The 17,436-nt window shown below is 72.3% G+C and carries 18 protein-coding genes and 1 tRNA gene; 12 read left to right on the forward strand and 7 right to left on the reverse strand.

All coding sequences use genetic code 11. The features are described 5' to 3' along the window. Nucleotides 1-3 precede the first annotated feature (3 nt). From ACFZAT_RS19270 to ACFZAT_RS19285, 4 genes are read left to right on the forward strand one after another with little or no spacing between them, the layout of a single operon-like run. On the forward strand, nucleotides 4-606 hold the full coding sequence (locus ACFZAT_RS19270) for a 4Fe-4S dicluster domain-containing protein (protein WP_018104243.1): 603 nt from the start codon (nucleotides 4-6) through the stop codon (nucleotides 604-606). Continuing rightward, nucleotides 603-1,415: a Rieske 2Fe-2S domain-containing protein gene (locus tag ACFZAT_RS19275; protein ID WP_391265421.1), complete on the forward strand. Its 813-nt coding sequence runs from the start codon at nucleotides 603-605 to the stop codon at nucleotides 1,413-1,415. Before ACFZAT_RS19270 ends, ACFZAT_RS19275 begins: the two co-directional genes overlap by 4 nt. Further along, a complete protein-coding gene (locus tag ACFZAT_RS19280; RefSeq protein WP_391265422.1) occupies nucleotides 1,412-1,852 on the forward strand; it encodes a hypothetical protein in 441 nt (146 codons plus the stop codon). Before ACFZAT_RS19275 ends, ACFZAT_RS19280 begins: the two co-directional genes overlap by 4 nt. Before the next feature lie 37 nt (nucleotides 1,853-1,889). Then, nucleotides 1,890-2,099 (forward strand): hypothetical protein, encoded by a 210-nt coding sequence (locus tag ACFZAT_RS19285; RefSeq protein ID WP_391265423.1) that lies wholly within the window; start codon nucleotides 1,890-1,892, stop codon nucleotides 2,097-2,099. Nucleotides 2,100-2,154: 55 nt separating this feature from the next. Here the strand turns inward: ACFZAT_RS19285 and ACFZAT_RS19290 are convergent, their stop codons facing one another. The 5 genes from ACFZAT_RS19290 to ACFZAT_RS19310 form a co-directional block, all read right to left on the reverse strand. After that, nucleotides 2,155-2,607 (reverse strand): hypothetical protein, encoded by a 453-nt coding sequence (locus ACFZAT_RS19290; protein ID WP_391265424.1) that lies wholly within the window; start codon nucleotides 2,605-2,607, stop codon nucleotides 2,155-2,157. 455 nt (nucleotides 2,608-3,062) lie between these two features. Then, nucleotides 3,063-3,896 (reverse strand): S-methyl-5'-thioadenosine phosphorylase, encoded by an 834-nt coding sequence (locus tag ACFZAT_RS19295; RefSeq protein WP_391265425.1) that lies wholly within the window; start codon nucleotides 3,894-3,896, stop codon nucleotides 3,063-3,065. 109 nt (nucleotides 3,897-4,005) lie between these two features. Then, nucleotides 4,006-4,356: an FmdB family zinc ribbon protein gene (locus ACFZAT_RS19300; protein ID WP_391265426.1), complete on the reverse strand. Its 351-nt coding sequence runs from the start codon at nucleotides 4,354-4,356 to the stop codon at nucleotides 4,006-4,008. A gap of 67 nt (nucleotides 4,357-4,423) precedes the next feature. Next, entirely contained in the window at nucleotides 4,424-5,707 is a 1,284-nt protein-coding gene (locus ACFZAT_RS19305; protein ID WP_391265427.1) for an MFS transporter, read from the reverse strand. Between the two features lie 311 nt (nucleotides 5,708-6,018). After that, nucleotides 6,019-7,602: a potassium/proton antiporter gene (locus ACFZAT_RS19310; protein WP_391265612.1), complete on the reverse strand. Its 1,584-nt coding sequence runs from the start codon at nucleotides 7,600-7,602 to the stop codon at nucleotides 6,019-6,021. Between the two features lie 243 nt (nucleotides 7,603-7,845). Between ACFZAT_RS19310 and ACFZAT_RS19315 the strand changes: the two genes are divergently transcribed. Next, complete coding sequence (locus ACFZAT_RS19315) at nucleotides 7,846-10,599, forward strand: penicillin acylase family protein (protein ID WP_391265428.1); 2,754 nt, start codon at nucleotides 7,846-7,848, stop codon at nucleotides 10,597-10,599. A 26-nt stretch (nucleotides 10,600-10,625) separates the two neighbouring features. Here the strand turns inward: ACFZAT_RS19315 and ACFZAT_RS19320 are convergent, their stop codons facing one another. After that, nucleotides 10,626-11,210, reverse strand: a complete 585-nt coding sequence (locus tag ACFZAT_RS19320) for a 5-formyltetrahydrofolate cyclo-ligase (RefSeq protein ID WP_391265429.1) — start codon at nucleotides 11,208-11,210, stop codon at nucleotides 10,626-10,628. 106 nt (nucleotides 11,211-11,316) lie between these two features. Here ACFZAT_RS19320 and galU point away from each other — a divergent pair, with 106 nt between their 5' ends. The 7 genes from galU to ACFZAT_RS19355 all read left to right on the forward strand — a co-directional run bounded on the left by galU (nucleotide 11,317) and on the right by ACFZAT_RS19355 (nucleotide 16,743). Then, a complete protein-coding gene (gene galU, locus ACFZAT_RS19325) occupies nucleotides 11,317-12,219 on the forward strand; it encodes a UTP--glucose-1-phosphate uridylyltransferase GalU (protein WP_073968657.1) in 903 nt (300 codons plus the stop codon). A gap of 4 nt (nucleotides 12,220-12,223) precedes the next feature. Next, on the forward strand, nucleotides 12,224-13,534 hold the full coding sequence (gene glp, locus ACFZAT_RS19330) for a gephyrin-like molybdotransferase Glp (RefSeq protein WP_391265430.1): 1,311 nt from the start codon (nucleotides 12,224-12,226) through the stop codon (nucleotides 13,532-13,534). 122 nt (nucleotides 13,535-13,656) lie between these two features. Continuing rightward, nucleotides 13,657-14,157, forward strand: coding sequence for a cyclic pyranopterin monophosphate synthase MoaC (gene moaC / locus ACFZAT_RS19335; RefSeq protein WP_391265431.1), 501 nt, complete (start codon nucleotides 13,657-13,659; stop codon nucleotides 14,155-14,157). Next, a complete protein-coding gene (locus ACFZAT_RS19340; protein ID WP_391265432.1) occupies nucleotides 14,154-14,669 on the forward strand; it encodes a molybdenum cofactor synthesis domain-containing protein in 516 nt (171 codons plus the stop codon). Before moaC ends, ACFZAT_RS19340 begins: the two co-directional genes overlap by 4 nt. A gap of 17 nt (nucleotides 14,670-14,686) precedes the next feature. Continuing rightward, a complete protein-coding gene (locus tag ACFZAT_RS19345; protein WP_391265433.1) occupies nucleotides 14,687-15,310 on the forward strand; it encodes a GNAT family N-acetyltransferase in 624 nt (207 codons plus the stop codon). A gap of 137 nt (nucleotides 15,311-15,447) precedes the next feature. Next, nucleotides 15,448-16,572, forward strand: coding sequence for a gephyrin-like molybdotransferase receptor GlpR (glpR, locus tag ACFZAT_RS19350; protein WP_391265434.1), 1,125 nt, complete (start codon nucleotides 15,448-15,450; stop codon nucleotides 16,570-16,572). 97 nt (nucleotides 16,573-16,669) lie between these two features. Next, nucleotides 16,670-16,743: transfer RNA gene (locus ACFZAT_RS19355), tRNA-Ala, on the forward strand. Nucleotides 16,744-16,820: 77 nt separating this feature from the next. Here the strand turns inward: ACFZAT_RS19355 and ACFZAT_RS19360 are convergent. Further along, the gene (locus ACFZAT_RS19360) at nucleotides 16,821-17,417 is read right to left on the reverse strand and encodes a TetR family transcriptional regulator (RefSeq protein WP_391265435.1); all 597 of its coding nucleotides are present in this window, start codon (nucleotides 17,415-17,417) and stop codon (nucleotides 16,821-16,823) included. Nucleotides 17,418-17,436 lie beyond the last annotated feature (19 nt).

The following is a 17,436-nucleotide window of genomic DNA, read 5'->3' on the forward strand; positions in this document are numbered from 1 at the left end:
CGCATGATGGGCCGAACGATCTTCATCGACCCGGGCCGCTGCATCGGCTGCCAGGCGTGCGTCTCCGCCTGCCGCGAATGCGACTCGCACCGCGGCAAGTCCATGATCCACCTCGACTACACCGACGAGGGCCAGTCCGTCGCCTCCCTCCCCACCGTCTGCATGCACTGCGAGGACCCCGTCGCCCCGTGCGCCGAGGTGTGCCCCGCCGACGCGATCCTGGTGACCGCCGACGGCGTCGTGCAGCAGGCCGACACCACCCGCTGCATCGGCTGCGCCAACTGCGTCAACGCCTGCCCCTTCGGCGTACCGAAGATCGACCTCCAGGCGAAGCTGCAGATGAAGTGCAACCTCTGCTACGACCGCACCGCCTACGGCCTCGCCCCCATGTGCGCCACCGTCTGCCCGACCGGAGCGCTCTTCTACGGAACCGCCGAGGAACTCCAGGCCGAACGCCCCGGTGTCCAGGTCGCCGACTCGTTCGTCTTCGGCGAGAGCGAGGTCCGCACCGGCGTCGCGATGGTCGTGCCCGCCGACCGGGTCCAGTGGCCGGTCCCCGGCGGCCTGCCCGTCGTGGAGATCAACGGGAAGGACGTCCGACGGTGACCGAGACCGACTACCCGCCCCCCGGCGACCCGAGGCAGCCCCCGACCGGCGACCCCGGCGGCACTCCGCCCGGCGCCCCCGGACAGCCGGCCTCCGGCGACCCGCGCGAGGCCCTGCACGACCGGATCGCCGCCGACGCCCTCACCACCCGGCGCGACTACCTGCGCATCGTCGCCACCGTGTCCGGCGGGCTCGCCATCGGCGGCCTCGGCGTCGCCGGCGGCATCCTGCCCCGCCACGGCGACCCCGACGACAGCAAGGCCCCCGCCCCCAAGAAGATCGCCGCCCAACTCCTCCCCGGCGAGTCCATCGCCTTCGACTACCCCGACGAGGAGGACCGGGCGGTCGCCGTCCGGCTCAACGACGGCACACTCGTCGGCTACTCCGCCATCTGCACCCACCTCGCCTGCGGGGTCCTCTGGCGCAAGGACCGGGGCACCGAGGGTGAGCTGTACTGCCCCTGCCACGAAGGCGTCTTCGACGCGCGCAGCGGCGAGGTCACCGCGGGGCCGCCGCCCCGGGGGCTGCCCAAGGTCGTCCTCACCGAGGAGACCGACGGCAGCATCTGGGCCGTCGGCACCACGCACTCCGGCGAGAGCATCGAGCACGGGCTGTGCCGCCAGTTCGGCGAGGACCGCCCCGACCTGGCCTCCCGCCTCGGCTGCCCCGGAGTCCGCGACGGTGGTGCCGAGGCGCCCGCCGCCCCCGGCGGAACCGGCCGCACGGCGGCTCCCGGCCCGGTCGCCCCCGGCCCGTCCCGTACGCGCACCGGAGCCGGCGCGTCCGACACCCCCGGGAGCCCGTCATGAGCGACGACGACCACCGGCCTCCCGGCGCTCCGGGCCCGCAGCCCGCGCCCGACCCGCAGACCCCCGGCCCTCCGGAGCACCCCGGCCCGCACTACCCCGAGTACCACCCCGGCAGCGCGCGGGCCGAGCTCAACCGGCCCGTCCACGAGCGCTACCCGCAGATCCGGCCCACCAGCGGCTACGGCGACCCCCGCGTCCGCCACACCGGGCCCGGACCCGGTGCCGGCACCGACCAGGAGCCCGAGCGGTCCTCCAAGCTCACCGCCCGCCTGGTGCTGGCCATGTCCGTCGTCATCGGGCAGCTGTGGGGCCTGACGGTCATCGTGGACGAGTGGATGGAGGGCAACTCCGGCACCGCGTGGTGGGGCGCAGGCTTCCTCTGCCTGTCGTTCCTCGTCGTCCTCGGGCTCTGGCTGCTCGACCCCAAGGACCGCTGACCGGCCCGCCGGGGCGGGGCGGCCGTACCCTGGAGGCATGAGTACCGCCCCCGCCCCCGGACCGCGAGACGCGAAGCCCACCACGCCGGACCGGCCGAGGCCCGAGCCGGCGCTGATCTTCGACGATCCGCTGGACCAGCAGTCCGCGGACGACACGGACCAGGGGTGGGGCGAGCGGGCCCCGTCCGGCGGCAGCGCCGCGGACCTGGCACGCTTCCTCGACGAGAAGCCCCCGCACCACATCTGACGCCGGTCGCCGTCCAGGGCGGCGACCCACCGTCGTACGGCACGGGCCGCCCGCCTCAGCACAGGACCACCGCGAATCCGCCGGAGATCCCCGCCCCCGCGAGGCCCGCCGCCGTCGCCCTGGGCACCGCGAGGACGATCAGCGCCCCCTCGCCCGCCAGGTCCCCGGCCTCCGCCGACGGCACCCGCTCCACGCGCGCACCCCTGGCCACCACCCGGGCCTCCGCCGCCGCCCCGGGGCCTCCCGACGCGACCACGTCCACCCGGTCGCCCGGCCGCAGCAGCCGCACGGTCTCCGCGTCCGCGATCCGTACCGGCGCCGACACCAGGCGTACCGGAGGCGAAGCCCGTTCCCGGGACGCCGCCCGCGCCGTATCACCGCCGTGCCCGCCGTCACTGCCCCCGGCCAGTCCGGAGACGGCGAGCGCGGCCGCTGTCAGGGCCAGGGCCGCCGCCATCGAACGGCGCTGCCGCCACATCGCGCGGCGCAGTCGCTGACCGGCACTCACGCGCACCCGCAGCGGCGGGAAAGCGGGTACTCCGCACGGCGGGGGAGCGGGCAGTGGTCCCACCGGCCCGTCCGCGTAAGGAGCGGTGGAAGGGGGCTGGGGGACGGAGTGGAAACCGGACGAGCGCATCGCGAACACCGCCTGCGTCAGGGGCCGATGGGGCAGGCCCGGCCACCGGAACCCCGAGGTCCCGGCCGCCGGACAACCCCCACGATGCACCGGTCGCCCGATTCCCGCCGGAGCCTGTGGACCGCCGACCACATGGGGAAAACTCCGTCACCCGCAGGCGGGAACCCGCAGGCGGGAACCCGCAGGCGGGAACAGGCAAGCAGGCCCACAGGCAAGGCGGGAACAGGCAAGCAGGCCCACAGGCAAGGCGGGCCCACAGGCAAGGCGGGCCCACAGGCACGCGCGACCACTGGCCGCCGGACCCCCCCGCCGCAGCCACAACGCCCCTACGGCAGCGCGATCCCCGTCTCGATCCCGTCCAGCGCGTGCCCGCACGCGCACCCGCGGTCCTCAGTCGCCGGCAGCCCCGCCACCGCGTCGAAGAGGACCGAGCGCAGCCGGTCCACATTGGCGGCGAAGACCTTCAGCACCTCCTCGTGAGAGACGCCCTCGCCGGCCTCCGCGCCCGCGTCCAGGTCCGTGACCAGGGTCATCGTGGTGTAGCAGAGGCCCAGTTCGCGGGCGAGCACGGCCTCCGGGTGTCCGGTCATGCCGACGACGGACCAGCCCATCGCCGCGTGCCAGCGCGATTCGGCGCGGGTCGAGAAGCGCGGGCCCTCGACCACCACCAGCGTGCCGCCGTCCACCGCCTCCCAGTCCCGGCCCCGCGCGGCGGCCAGCGCCACCTTGCGGCCCTCGGGACAGTACGGGTCGGCGAAGCCCAGATGCACCACGTTCGGCTGGACCCCGTCGGCCCGGGTCTCACCGTCGTAATAGGTCTGCACCCGCGTCTTCGTGCGGTCCACCAGCTGGTCCGGCACGATCAGCGTGCCCGGCCCGTACTCCGGGCGCAGGCCGCCCACCGCGCACGGGCCCAGCACCTGGCGCACGCCGACCGAGCGCAGCGCCCACAGGTTGGCGCGGTAGTTGATGCGGTGCGGGGGCACGTGGTGGCCCCGGCCGTGCCGGGGGAGGAAGGCCACCCGGCGGCCGCCGGTCTCGCCGATGAAGACGGAGTCGCTGGGGTCTCCGTAAGGGGTTTCCACGCGGACCTCGGTGACGTCCTCCAGGAAGGAGTACAGCCCCGAGCCGCCGATCACGCCGATCTCTGCGTTCGCCATGCGGTCACCCTAGGCCGTGTCCGCGGAGCACCGTCCGGCGGGCGCGGGCGCGCGAAGACCCCGCCGGACAGGTCGGCGGGGTCTTCGTGAAAGCTGTGGAGCCGGTCGCTCAGGCGGCCGACGAACCGCTCGTCGAGGAAGAGGAAGAGGAAGACGACGAGGAGGCGGACGACGCGGACGCCGGGGCCGCCGAGGACTTCGAGTCCGAGGACGCCGAAGACGTGGACGAGCCGGAACCGGAGCTCTTCGAGGCCGAGGGAGCCGGCGTGCTGCTCGACGAGGAGCCGCGGCTGTCGTTCCGGTAGAAGCCGGAACCCTTGAAGACGATGCCGACCGCCGAGAACACCTTCTTCAGGCGTCCGTCGCAGTTCGGGCACACCGTGAGGGCGTCATCGGTGAACTTCTGCACCGCTTCGAGGCCCTCGCCACACTCGGTGCACTGGTACTGGTAGGTCGGCACTTTGTTCCTCCTGGCACTCTGACTCGATGAGTGCTAACGACGCTCCATAGTGACGTATTCCGCTGGATCAGTCCACCGTGACCGGCCCGCGGTGACCGATACCACGCGCCACGGTCCGCCCCACACCGGCCGCCAGGAGCCTCGAACGCAGCGTCAGCAGGGTCGCCAGGGCCAGCACCGTACCCACCAGCGGGACCAGGAAACCGGCGCTCGCGCCGTGTCCGTCCGCGAGCCGGCCGGCCACCGTCACCGCGGCCGCCTGGCCCAGCGCGACCGCGCCCGTCAGCCAGGTGAACGCCTCGGTCCGCGCCGAGCCCGGCACCAGCGCCTCGACCAGCGTGTAGCCGCTGATCAGGGCCGGAGCGATGCAGAGCCCGACCAGCAGGCCGAGCGCGGCGAGCAGCGGCGCCGAGTGCACCGCCCACAGGCCGGACGCGGTCAGCGCCAGCGCCGTGTAGCCGACGAGCAGGCGGCGGCGGGGGCCGGACTTCCAGGCGACGGCCCCGCAGGCGATCCCGGCGAGCATGTTGCCGGCGGCGAAGATCCCGTACAGCACACCATTGGCGCCCGGGTTGCCGATCTCCTCGGCGAACGCGGTCAGCGAGACCTGCATGCCGCCGAAGACCGAGCCGATGCCGAGAAAGGCGACGGCCAGCACGCGCACACCGGGGATCGACAGGGCCGAGGCGTGCCGCTCGGCGCCGGGCAGGGCGCGGTCGCGGACCGGCGGCTGCGTGGCGCGCCGCGCGGCGAAGAGCAGACCGCCGACCAGGGTGAGCGCGGCCTCCGCGATCAGGCCGGCCGCCGGGTGCACGCCCGTGCAGAGCGCGGTGGCGATGACCGGGCCGATGACGAAGGTGAACTCGTCCGTCACCGACTCGAACGCGGCGGCCGTCGCCAGCAGCGGGGACGCCTCGCGGCCCGGCGCCGCGCCGAGCATCGCCGCCCAGCGGGCCCGCACCATGGGGCCGATCTGCGGGACGGACGCGCCGGTCGGCACGGCCGCGGCGAACAGGGCCCACAGGGGCGCGTCCGCCAGGGCCAGCGTCACCAGGAGCGAGACGGATGCGGCGTGGACCAGGACGCCGGGCAGCAGTACGGCCCGCTGGCCGAACCGGTCGGCGAGCTTGCCGGTCTGCGGCGCGAACAGAGCCATGGAGACCCCTGTGACGGCTGCGACGGCGCCGGCGCTCCCGTAGGAGCCGGTGGTGTGCTGGACCAGCAGCACGATGCCGATGGTCAGCATCGCGAAGGGCTGCCGTGCGGCGAAGCCGGGAAGGAGGAAGGTCCACGCCCCGGGGGTGCGCAGCAGCTGCCCGTATCCGGGGCGTTCGGAGACCGTGGACGCCACGGTCCTTGCCTTTCTGCCGCCTGGTGGCCGTGCCCCCGGGCCGGCACTGGAGTGCGGGCCCGGGCGGGGCTGCCGAGAGCTGTCCTCTTCGCGCGGAACTGCGGTAGATGCCGGGCGCTCGTGGCCGGTGTGCGGGGCACAGCCGGTACGGAGGACGCCACGACCGCCATACGGTCGCGCCAGCTCTGCGTCAGGCAGAGTTGGTCGATCAATTGGTGGTGCTGGGTTTCCTTCATGCTACAGGCAGGAAGGGCGGGGGCCCTGCGATTGTGTGCACCCCGCCCCTCACCGCCTGTGAACTCCGTGTGTGCTCAGTGATGTGCCTTCGCGTTGCGCTTCTTGCCCTCGTCCGCCCTGCCGCCGAGCTTCTTGACGGCCTTGAGCGCCCCGGCCACCTGCGGTACGGGGGACTCCTGTCCGGCGGGGTGCCCGCCGGGAGTTCCGAGCCAGCCGGCCAGCTTGCCGCCCTCGGCGACCGCGCGCAGGCGTGCCTCGGCCGCGTCGCGCACCGGGTCGGTGGCCACGACGAGCAGTTCGTCGCCGCGCCTGAGCACCGTCGACGGGGCGGGTACGAAGCTCTTGTCGTCGCGCACCACGAGGGTGACCGCGGCGCCCGCGGGCATGCGGAGCTCCCCGACCTCGACGCCGTGCATCTTCGACTCCGAGGGGATGGCCACCGACAGCAGGTGCCCGCGCAGCCGTTCCAGGGGCGCCGATTCGATGCCCAGGTCGGCGGCGTCGGACGGGTCGTCCTTGATGTTGAGGGCCTTGGCGAGCCAGGGGAGGGTCGGGCCCTGGATGAGCGTGTAGACGATCACCAGGACGAAGACGATGTTGAAGACCCGGGTGGAGCCGTCGATCCCGGACACCATGGGAATGGTCGCCAGGATGATGGGTACGGCGCCGCGCAGCCCGGCCCACGACATGAGGGCCTTCTCCTGCCAGGGCAATCGGAACGGCAGCAGGGAGATGAAGACCTCCAACGGCCGTGCCACCACGGTCAGCACCAGGCCCACGACGACGGCGGGCCAGAAGTCGTCCAGCAGGTCGTGCGGGGTGACCAGCAGGCCGAGCAGGACGAACATGCCGATCTGGGCGAGCCAGCCGAGCCCGTCGGCGAAGCCCCGGGTCGCCGGCCAGTGCGGCAGCTTGGCGTTGCCGAGGATCATCGAGGCCAGGTAGACGGCGAGGAACCCGCTGCCGTGCAGCATGGCGCCGGCCGCGTACGCGGACACCGCGATGGCCATGACGGCGATCGGGTAGAGGCCGGACGCGGGGAGCGCCACATGGCGCAGCCCGTACGAGCCGAGCCAGCCGACGGCGATGCCGACGGCGGCGCCGATGGCCAGCTCCAGGGCTATCTCGCCGATCAGCACGTACCAGCTGTCGACCTCGCCGATGGTCGAGAAGGCGACCACCAGGATCACCACGGGGGCGTCGTTGAAGCCGGATTCGGCCTCCAGGACACCGGTGACGCGGGCGGGCAGCGGGACCTTGCGCAGCACGGAGAAGACCGCGGCGGCGTCCGTCGACGAGACGACCGCGCCGATGATGAGCGCCTGCCGCCACTCCAGGCCCACCAGGTAGTGCGCCCCGGCCGCGGTCACGCCCACGCTGATGCCGACGCCGACGAGCGACAGCATCACGGCCGCGGGCAGCGCCGGTCTGATCTCTTTCCACTTCGTGCCGAGTCCGCCCTCGGCGAGGATCACGACGAGCGCCGCGTAGCCGATGACCTGCGTCAGTTCGGCGTTGTCGAACTTGACGTCGAAGAAGCCGTCCTGGCCCAGGGCGATGCCGATGCCGAGGTACAGGAGCAGGCTGGGGAGCCCGCTGCGGGACGAGACGCGTACCGCCACGACGGCGACGAGCAGGACGAGCGAGCAGACGAGCAGGAGTTCGTTGAGCGTGTGGACAGTCAGTGGCCGGTCCTTTCCCTGCGTACGCCTGCCGGATCGTCTTCCGGCGGCCGGTACTTCGTTACCTTACCTAATCTTTAACGTTTTCTTGATGCGTTCGAGTATTCGTACGATCGCTACGCAATTCGAGCCATCCTGATACCGCGTCCGAGTGGGTGACGCGCTGCGCCTATGGTTGCTCCTGCACTCCCAGGACCGCCCTGCCCTCGAAGGACAGCGATGCCCGCCACAACAACCGCCTCTTCCGGATCCACCGGTACCGCCGGTGGCGGGCCGCGCAAGAAGAAGAAGGGGCGCCGCGCCCGCCTGCTCTTGATCGTCCTGGTGCTGGCGCTCGTCGCGGGCATCGGTTACGGAACGTACTGGTCCGTGTCCACCGTGCGTGCCTCGTACCCGCAGACCAATGGGACCATCCACCTCGACGGCCTCTCCGGCAACGTCGACGTCAAGCGCGACGGCTACGGCATCCCGCAGATCTACGCGGACTCGGACGCCGACCTGTTCCGCGCCCAGGGCTTCGTCCAGGCGCAGGACCGCTTCTGGGAGATGGACGTACGCCGTCACCTGACGGCCGGCCGGCTCTCCGAGATGTTCGGCTCCGGCCAGGTCGAGACGGACTCCTTCCTGCGGACGCTGGGCTGGCGCAAGGTCGCGCAGGAGGAGTACGACACCGTGCTCTCCGCCGAGACCAAGAAGAACCTCCAGGCGTACGCGGACGGCGTGAACGCCTACCTCAAGGGGCGCGACGGCAAGGACATCTCCGTCGAGTACGCCGCGCTGGGCCTCACCAACGACTACAAGCCGTCCCAGTGGACCCCGGTCGACTCGGTCGCCTGGCTGAAGGCCATGGCCTGGGACCTGCGCGGCAACATGCAGGACGAGATCGACCGCTCGCTGATGACGAGCCGGCTCGACCCCGACGAGATCAAGCAGCTCTACCCCGATTACCCGTACGAGAAGCACGAGCCGATCGTCACCGAGGGCGGCATCTCCACGGCCACCGGCACCTTCGACCCCAAGGCGACGGACACCGGCGCGAGCGGCGGGAACACCGTGGCGGACGCGACCCAGGGTCTGAACACGCAGCTCGGCGCGCTCTCCGACACCCTGGACGAGATCCCCGCGCTGCTCGGCCCGAACGGCACCGGCATCGGCTCGAACTCCTGGGTGGTCTCCGGCAAGTACACGACCACCAACAAGCCGCTGCTCGCCAACGACCCGCACCTCGCGCCGATGCTGCCGTCCCTCTGGTACCAGATGGGCCTTCACTGCCGGCAGGTCTCCGAAACCTGCAAGTACGACACCGCCGGATACACCTTCTCCGGCATGCCCGGCGTGATCATCGGTCACAACCAGGACATCGCCTGGGGCTTCACCAACCTCGGCGCGGACGTCACCGACCTCTTCCTGGAGAAGGTCACCGGCGACGGCTACCTGTACGACGGCAGGACCAAGCCCTTCACCACCCGCGAGGAGACCATCAAGGTCGCGGGCGGCAAGGACCGGCACATCACCGTCCGCGAGACCAACAACGGCCCGCTGGTCTCCGACCGCAGCAGCGAGCTGGAGAAGGTCGGCCAGAAGGCCCCCGTCACCAACTCGGCGCCGGACCGCGCCGACGGTTACGCCGTCGCCCTGAAGTGGACCGCGCTGGAGCCCGGCCACTCCATGGACGCCGTCTTCGAGCTGAACCGCGCCAAGGACTTCACCAGCTTCCGCAAGGCGTCCGAGCACTTCGAGGTTCCCTCGCAGAACCTCATCTACGCCGACACCAAGGGCAACATCGGCTACCAGGCGCCCGGCAGGATCCCGCAGCGCAAGCAGGGCGACGGCACCACGCCGAGCCCCGGCTGGACGTCGGCGTACGGCTGGAAGAAGGACCCGATCCCGTTCGCCGAGCTGCCCTACGAGTACAACCCGGAGCGCGGCTACATCGTCACCGCCAACCAGGCCGTGATCGACGAGGACAAGTACCCCTACCTGCTCACCAAGGACTGGGGCTACGGCAGCCGCAGCCAGCGGATCAACGACCTCATCCAGTCGAAGATCAAGGGCGGCGGCAAGATCTCGACCGAAGACATGCAGAAGATGCAGATGGACAACACAAGCGAGATCGCCGCGCTGCTGGTGCCCGAGCTGCTGAAGATCAACATCGCCGACAAGGACGTCCGCCAGGCGCAGAAGCTGCTGGAGGGCTGGGACTACACCCAGGAGGCCGACTCGGCCGCCGCCGCGTACTTCAACGGCGTCTGGCGCAACATCCTCAAGCTCGCCTTCGGCGACAAGCTGCCCAAGGAGATGCGCGTCGAGGGTGAGTGCCTGAACGTGCCGCCGCCGAAGAACTCGGGCCCGGCCGACGAGCAGGACCGCCTGGTACGCGAATGCGGCCAGCGCTCCCCGGACTCCGCGCAGCCGGACGGCGGTGACCGCTGGTACCAGGTCGTCGCCAACCTCATGGACAAGCCGGACAGCAAGTGGTGGAAGTCGCCCAAGAGCCGCAAGGACAGCGCGACCGAGAACCGCGACGAGCTGTTCGCCCGCGCCATGGAGGACGCGCGCTGGGAGCTGACGGCCAAGCTGGGCAAGGACATCACGACCTGGAACTGGGGCCGGCTGCACCAGCTGACCCTGAAGAACCAGACCCTCGGCACCGAGGGTCCCGGACTCCTCCAGCGGGTCCTGAACCGGGGCCCCTGGAACCTCGGCGGCGGCGAGGCCGCGGTGGACGCCACCGGCTGGAACGCGGCCGGCGGCTACGAGGTGGTCTGGGTGCCGTCGATGCGGATGGTCGTCAACGTGGCCGACTGGGACAAGTCCCGCTGGATCAACCTCACCGGTGCCTCCGGGCACGCGTTCGCCGCGCACTACACCGACCAGACCGACAAGTGGGTCAACGGTGAGCTGCTGCCCTGGGCCTACGGCACGAACGCGGTGGCCGGGACGACGACGGACACGCTGACCCTGAAACCGTAAGCGCGCCACCCAGGGCCCCCGGTGCTTCAGCTCACGCCGAAGCGCCGGGGGCCTTCCGGTGTGACCACCGCGTTCACGGGGAAGTCGTGCGGCTCCGCGGGCACCTGTGCGGTCACCTCGTTCGCGTACAGCAGGACGACGAGCGCGGGCGTGGCCCCGGCGGCCGTCAGGCGCGCCAGCACCCGGTCGTAGCTGCCGCCGCCGCGCCCCAGGCGCATGCCGCGCGCGTCCACCGCTAGGCCGGGCAGCAGCACCGCGTCCGCCTCCAGGACGGCGTCGGGGCCCAGCCGCCCGCCTGCCGGTTCGAGCAGCCCGCGCCCCGCCTTGGCGAGCCCTTCCGCGCCCTCGTACGGTGCCCAGTCCAGGTCGTTGTCGGCGAGGAGCACCGGGAGCAGCACACGTACGCCCCGCGCGCGCAGCGCGTCCAGGAGCGCGCGGGTGCCCGGCTCGCGCCCCACCGAGACGTACGCGGCGACGGTACGGGCGCCGCTCAGTTCGGGCAGTTCGAGCGCGTGGCGGGCGAGGGCCGAGGCGGCCCGCAGGGTGTCCTGATCCGTCAGGAGGCGGCGTGCGGCCAGCAGTTCACGCCGCAGCTCGGCCTTTGCGCACATATCGGTGTTCAAGGGATACCCACTGGCCTCTCAGGCAGGGCTATATGAGGACAAAGTTAACCGGAGCCTCATCTTCCGCCCATGTGGCCCCGTTAAGGTTCAGCGCATGACCCAGTCGAACCCCAGGATCAGCAAGGCCGTCATCCCGGCGGCGGGCCTCGGGACCCGCTTCCTTCCGGCCACCAAGGCCACTCCCAAGGAGATGCTGCCTGTCGTCGACAAGCCTGCCATCCAGTACGTCGTCGAGGAAGCGGTGGCCGCCGGACTGCACGACGTACTGATGGTCACCGGCCGCAACAAGCGTCCCCTGGAGGACCACTTCGACCGGAACTACGAGCTGGAGGGCGCCCTGACCCGCAAGGGCGACGCCGACCGGCTGCGCAAGGTCCGCGAGTCCACCGACCTCGCCACCATGCACTACGTCCGCCAGGGCGACCCCCGGGGCCTGGGCCACGCCGTCCTGTGCGCAGCCCCGCACGTCGGCGACGAGCCGTTCGCGGTGCTCCTGGGCGACGACCTGATCGACCCCCGCGACCCGCTGCTGACCCGGATGACGGAGATCCAGGAGCGCGAGGGCGGCAGCGTCATCGCGCTCATGGAGGTCCCGCCCGCGATGATCCACCAGTACGGCTGCGCGGCCGTGGAGCCCACCGCCGAGGCGGACGTCGTGCGCGTCACCGGCCTGGTCGAGAAACCGGAACCCGCCGACGCGCCCAGCAACCTGGCGATCATCGGCCGGTACGTCCTGGACCCCGCGGTGTTCGAGATACTGCGCCGGACCGAGCCCGGCCGGGGCAACGAGATCCAGCTGACCGACGCGCTGCAACTGCTCGCCGAGGACGAGAAGGCCGGCGGCCCCGTGCACGGCGTCGTCTTCAAGGGCCGCCGCTACGACACCGGCGACCGCAGCGACTATCTGCGTGCCATTGTCAGACTCGCGTGCGAACGTGATGATCTGGGACCGGAGTTCCGCAGTTGGCTCCGCCGGTACGTCACCGAGGAGATGTAACACGTTGAGCAGCACGATCTGGTCGGTGGACGAGCACCTGGAAGACATCCTCGCCGCGGTGAAGCCGCTCGAACCCATCGAGCTGCAACTGCCCGACGCCCAGGGCTGCGTCCTGGTCGAGGACGTCGTGGTGGAGATCGCCCTGCCGCCCTTCGACAACAGCTCGATGGACGGTTACGCGGTCCGCGTCGCCGATATCGAGGGCGCCACCGAGGAGTTCCCCGCCGTCCTCACCGTCATCGGGGACGTCGCCGCCGGAGACGACGGCCTCGGCCCCGGCCGGCGCGTCGGCGCGGGCGAGGCCGCCCGCATCATGACCGGCGCCCCGCTCCCCGAAGGCGCCGAGGCCGTCGTCCCCGTCGAGTGGACCGACGGCGGTACGGGCGAGGGCCCCGCCGCGGCGATGCGCGCCCACAGCGACGCCCCCGAGGGCGCCGGCGGAGAGGTCCGCGTCCACCGCCCCGCCGAGACCCGCGCCCACGTCCGCGAGCGGGGCAGCGATGTGCGCCCCGGCGACCTCGCGCTCAAGGCGGGCACGGTGATCGGACCGCCCCAGATCGGCCTGCTCGCCGCGATCGGCCGCTCCACCGTCAAGGTGCGGCCCCGCCCCCGCGTCGTCGTCCTGTCCACCGGCAGCGAACTCGTGCAGCCCGGCGGCGAGCTGACCGGCGGCCGGATCTACGACTCCAACAGCTTCGCGCTCACTGCCGCCGCCCGGGACGCCGGGGCCATCGCCTACCGCGTCGGTGCCGTCGCCGACGACGCCGAGACCCTGCGCGCCACCATCGAGGACCAGCTCATCCGCGCCGACCTCCTCGTCACCACGGGCGGCGTCAGCGTCGGCGCGTACGACGTGGTGAAGGAGGCCCTGTCCTCCGTCGGCGACGAGGACGGGCCGGGCGGCGGCGTCGACTTCCGGAAGCTCGCCATGCAGCCCGGCAAACCGCAGGGCTTCGGCTCCATCGGCCCCGACCACACCCCGCTGCTCGCCCTCCCCGGGAACCCGGTCTCCAGCTACGTCTCCTTCGAACTGTTCGTCCGCCCCGCGATCCGCACCCTGATGGGCCTGCCCGCGGCCGACCGCCCGACCGCGAAGGCCACTCTCCTCGTGGACAAGGCCCTGTCCTCGCCCGCCGGGAAGCGCCAGTTCCTGCGCGGGACGTACGACGCCGAGGCGGGCACCGTCGCGCCCGTCGGGGGCTCCGGCTCGCATCTGATCGCCGCGCTCGCCCAGGCGGACTCGCTGATCGTGCTCCCCGAGGACGTCACCTCCGCCGAACCCGGCAGCGACACCGAGGTGATCCTGCTCCGCTGACCGCGCCCCGGTGGCGGTACGGTATCTGGCGCTGTGCCGTCCGGGGGACCTTCCCCGGCCCCCGGACCCGCGCCCCGGTGCGGCCCGGGGAATCCGGCGCCCATACCGCTAGGCGGAGTGAGTTGAGTACGCAGAACAGGCTGACGCACATCGACGAGGCGGGGGCCGCCCGCATGGTCGACGTATCCGGGAAGGACGTCACCGCGCGCGTCGCCCGGGCCAGCGGCCGGGTCCTCGTGTCGCCGCGTGTCGTCGAACTGCTCCGGGGCGAGGGCGTCCCCAAGGGCGACGCCCTCGCCACCGCGCGGATCGCCGGGATCATGGGCGCCAAGCGCACCCCGGACCTGATCCCCCTCTGCCACCCGCTGGCCGTCTCCGGGGTCGGCGTCGAGCTGAGCGTGGCCGACGACGCCGTGGAGATCACCGCCACGGTGAAGACCACCGACCGCACGGGCGTCGAGATGGAGGCCCTGACCGCGGTGTCCGTCGCCGCGCTGACCGTCGTGGACATGGTCAAGGCCGTCGACAAGGCCGCGGTCATCACGGACATCCGGGTCGATGCGAAGTCGGGCGGCAAGTCCGGCGACTACGTACGCGCCCAGGCACCCGGGACCGACGCGTGAGCGCCGCCGGCGCCCCGGCCCCGTACCGCGCCCTCGTCGTGACCGCGTCGAACCGCGCGTCCGCCGGGGTCTACGCGGACAAGGGCGGGCCCCTGATCACCGAGGCGCTGACGGGGCTCGGCTTCACCGTCGACGGCCCGCAGGTCGTGCCCGACGGCGACCCGGTCGAGCAGGCGCTGCGGACCGCGGTGGCATCCGCGTACGACGTGGTCGTCACCACCGGCGGTACGGGCATCTCGCCCACCGACCGCACGCCCGAGGCCACCCGCCGCGTCCTGGACCACGAGGTGCCCGGCATCCCCGAGGCGATCCGGGCCGAGGGCCGCGACAAGGTCCCCACCGCCGCGCTCTCCCGCGGCCTGGCGGGCGTGGCCGGGCGCACCCTGATCGTCAATCTCCCCGGCTCGACCGGCGGGGTGCGCGACGGACTCGCCGTCCTCGAACGGCTCCTGGTGCACGCCGTGGACCAGCTGCGCGGCGGCGACCACCCCCGACCCGGGAGCCCGAGCTGAACGTCCCGACCTGGCCGGTGATCCTGGTGGACGGCGATGTCGCCCTCCGGCCCATCAAACTGCGCGACCAGCGGGAGTGGCGCGAGGTCAACCGGCGCAACCGGGACTGGCTGCGCCCCTGGGAGGCGACGGTCCCGCCGCCCGCGCCCGGCGGACCGGTCGCCCAGCGGCCCACGTACCGGCAGATGATCCGCCATCTGCGCTCCGAGGCGAACGCGGGCCGGATGCTGCCGTTCGCCATCGAGTACCGGGGCCGGCTGGTCGGGCAGCTGACCGTCGCCGGGATCACCTGGGGCTCGATGTGCTCGGGACACGTCGGTTACTGGGTGGACCGGGAGGTGGCCGGGCGCGGGGTGATGCCGACCGCCGTCGCGCTCGCCGTCGACCACTGCTTCCAGGTGGTGGGGCTCCATCGCATCGAGGTGTGCATTCGTCCCGAGAACGGGCCGAGCCGGCGGGTCGTGGAGAAACTCGGATTCCGCGAGGAAGGGCTGCGCCCGCGTTATCTGCACATCGACGGGGCCTGGCGCGATCACCTGATCTACGCGCTCACGGCGGAGGAAGTGCCGGACGGGCTGCTGCGGAGGTGGCGCCGCTCACGGCCGGTGCCCCGTACGGATCAGCCGGAGCCTCCCACGTAAATAAAAAGTTTGTTCGAATTACTCTCGATCGGCTGATCCTCGCCCGCATAAAAAAAGTCCGCGATATCGGCCGGATCGCGCGACACACCGCGCCAATTGGCGGATCCCTCCGCGCAAACCCCTCTACGGTGTGAGATGTGAGCAGCAGCGGCCTCATCTACGCAGTCATTGTCGGGGCCTGGGCCGCCTATCTGGTGCCGATGTGGCTCCGCAGGCAGGACGAGCTGAACGAAGAGCGTCCGACGGAGCGCTTCAGCACCGCCATCCGGCTGCTGTCAGGCCGGGCGGCGATGGAGCGCCGGTATGCCAAGGGGCTGCAGGAGCGCACCGAGGACGAGGCGGCACCCGACGCCGACCCGGACGCGGGCACGGACCGAATGGACTCCGTCGACGTCCGGGCCTTCGCCGCGCCCCCGGCGCACACCGAGGCCCGGATGCACGACCCGGCCATCGCTCCGGAGCGCGCCCCCCGCAAGCGGCGCGGCGCCGAGCCCGCCGTCCCCGGTCCCGCCCGGCGCGCCCGCCCCGGCGGCATCGACGCGGAACGCGCCCGGCGAGCCCAGCGCCTCCAGGTCCTCGCGCGCCGTCGGCGGACCACCGTGATCCTCTTCCTGGCCTTCACGCTCGGCGCGATCGTCGCGGCCGTCGGCGGGCTCCGCTTCCTGTGGGCGCCCGCGGTCCCGGCTGTGCTCCTCAGTGCGTACATCGCGCACCTGAGGGCGCACGAGCGGCGGCGGTTCGCCTTCACCATGGACCAGCGGCGCGCCGAGGTGGCGGCCCAGCGGCTCCGCGAGAACCGCCCCCGCCGCCATCAGCCCGCCCCCACGGCCCCGGCCGAGACGGACGAGGACTCCGAGCCGCGCCACCCGGCCCCCGAGCCGACGCCCACGGTCTCCCCGCAGGAGGCCGGCCGCCGCGCCCTGGTCGAGCAGACGGACCACGCGGAGTGGGTGGACCAGCAGCGCGAGCGCGGCCGGGTCCAGGGCGACAGCTGGGAGCCGGTCCCGGTGCCGCTGCCCACCTATGTCACCGCCCCGGTCGCCCCGCGTGCCACGGGCGGGGTCGAGGTCGGCAATCCGGAGACCTGGAGCGCGGCCCGCTCCAGCGCCGCCGAGCCCGCGCAGCCGGACCCCGCGACACCCCCGGTCGAGCCGGCCCCGCGCCAGCGCTCCCCGCAGTCCCGCCGCTCCCGCGACCGGGGCCGCACCCCGCTCTTCGACCAGTACGAGGACGGCGACCGCCCCCGCGCGGCCAACGAGTGACGCCGCGTCGGGCGGCCGTGAGCCACGCCACGGCTGACCAGCGCGGAACGGATTTCCGAGCACCCCCTGGAGGGTGCTAGAGTTTCACACGTCGCAAGGGCCTGTGGCGCAGTCTGGTAGCGCACCTCGTTCGCATCGAGGGGGTCTGGGGTTCAAATCCCCACAGGTCCACAGACAATGAAATCCCGTCCAGCCTCCGGCTGGGCGGGATTTCGTCGTTCCGGGACCGCCGTGGGGCGGACGGGGCATCAGGTGAACGATGCCGTCGCCTGGGCCTTGAGGAGTCCTTCGACTCCGTTGAGGAAGGTCTCGCACACCAGCTCCGGGTCGAAGAGGCAGCCGGCCGCCATCGCGCCGTCGCGGAGCATGACGAAGTGGCGGGCCGCGCGGTCGGCGGGTTCCTCCCGGATCGTGCGCAGGAGCCCGGTGAGCGTGTCCAGGAACCACTGGCGGTGCGCGAGGACGACCTGATGCACCGGGTCCGCCGGGTCGGGGTACTCGGCGACGGCGTTGAGGAAGGCGCAGCCCCGGAAGCCGGGGGACTGGATCGACTCGGCGATGGACGCGCCGATGGCCCGAAGCGTGTCGGGCGCGGGGAGTCCGGCGGCGATGGCCGCCTCGGCCCGGCCCCGCAGGGCGCGGTCCGCCTCGGTCAGGTAGGCGACGACCAGGTTCTCCTTGCTGGGGAAGTGGCGGTAGAAGGTCGCCCGGGTCACCTGCGCTTCCTTGACGATGCGATCCACCCCGACGGAGTGGATGCCCTCCGAGTAGAAGATTCGGGTGGCTGTGGTGAGGAGCCGGTCCCGGGCTTCGGACGGGCGGCTTTCGGATGTGTGGGGCGCCATGGCTCCAGCCTACGTGGCG

The organism is Streptomyces sp. NPDC008163 (assembly GCF_042956885.1).
GTDB lineage: Bacteria > Actinomycetota > Actinomycetes > Streptomycetales > Streptomycetaceae > Streptomyces > Streptomyces drozdowiczii_A.

What these genes read in the sequence shown, in the direction of transcription:
- galU (WP_073968657.1), top strand. Translation starts at nt 11,317, where the DNA reads ATGACCCAGTCGAACCCCAGGATCAGCAAGGCCGTCATCCCGGCGGCG.
- ACFZAT_RS19315 (WP_391265428.1), top strand. Translation starts at nt 7,846, where the DNA reads ATGCCCGCCACAACAACCGCCTCTTCCGGATCCACCGGTACCGCCGGT.
- ACFZAT_RS19270 (WP_018104243.1), top strand. Translation starts at nt 4, where the DNA reads ATGATGGGCCGAACGATCTTCATCGACCCGGGCCGCTGCATCGGCTGC.
- ACFZAT_RS19320 (WP_391265429.1), bottom strand. Translation starts at nt 11,210, where the DNA reads ATGTGCGCAAAGGCCGAGCTGCGGCGTGAACTGCTGGCCGCACGCCGC.
- ACFZAT_RS19280 (WP_391265422.1), top strand. Translation starts at nt 1,412, where the DNA reads ATGAGCGACGACGACCACCGGCCTCCCGGCGCTCCGGGCCCGCAGCCC.
- ACFZAT_RS19360 (WP_391265435.1), bottom strand. Translation starts at nt 17,417, where the DNA reads ATGGCGCCCCACACATCCGAAAGCCGCCCGTCCGAAGCCCGGGACCGG.
- ACFZAT_RS19295 (WP_391265425.1), bottom strand. Translation starts at nt 3,896, where the DNA reads ATGGCGAACGCAGAGATCGGCGTGATCGGCGGCTCGGGGCTGTACTCC.
- ACFZAT_RS19285 (WP_391265423.1), top strand. Translation starts at nt 1,890, where the DNA reads ATGAGTACCGCCCCCGCCCCCGGACCGCGAGACGCGAAGCCCACCACG.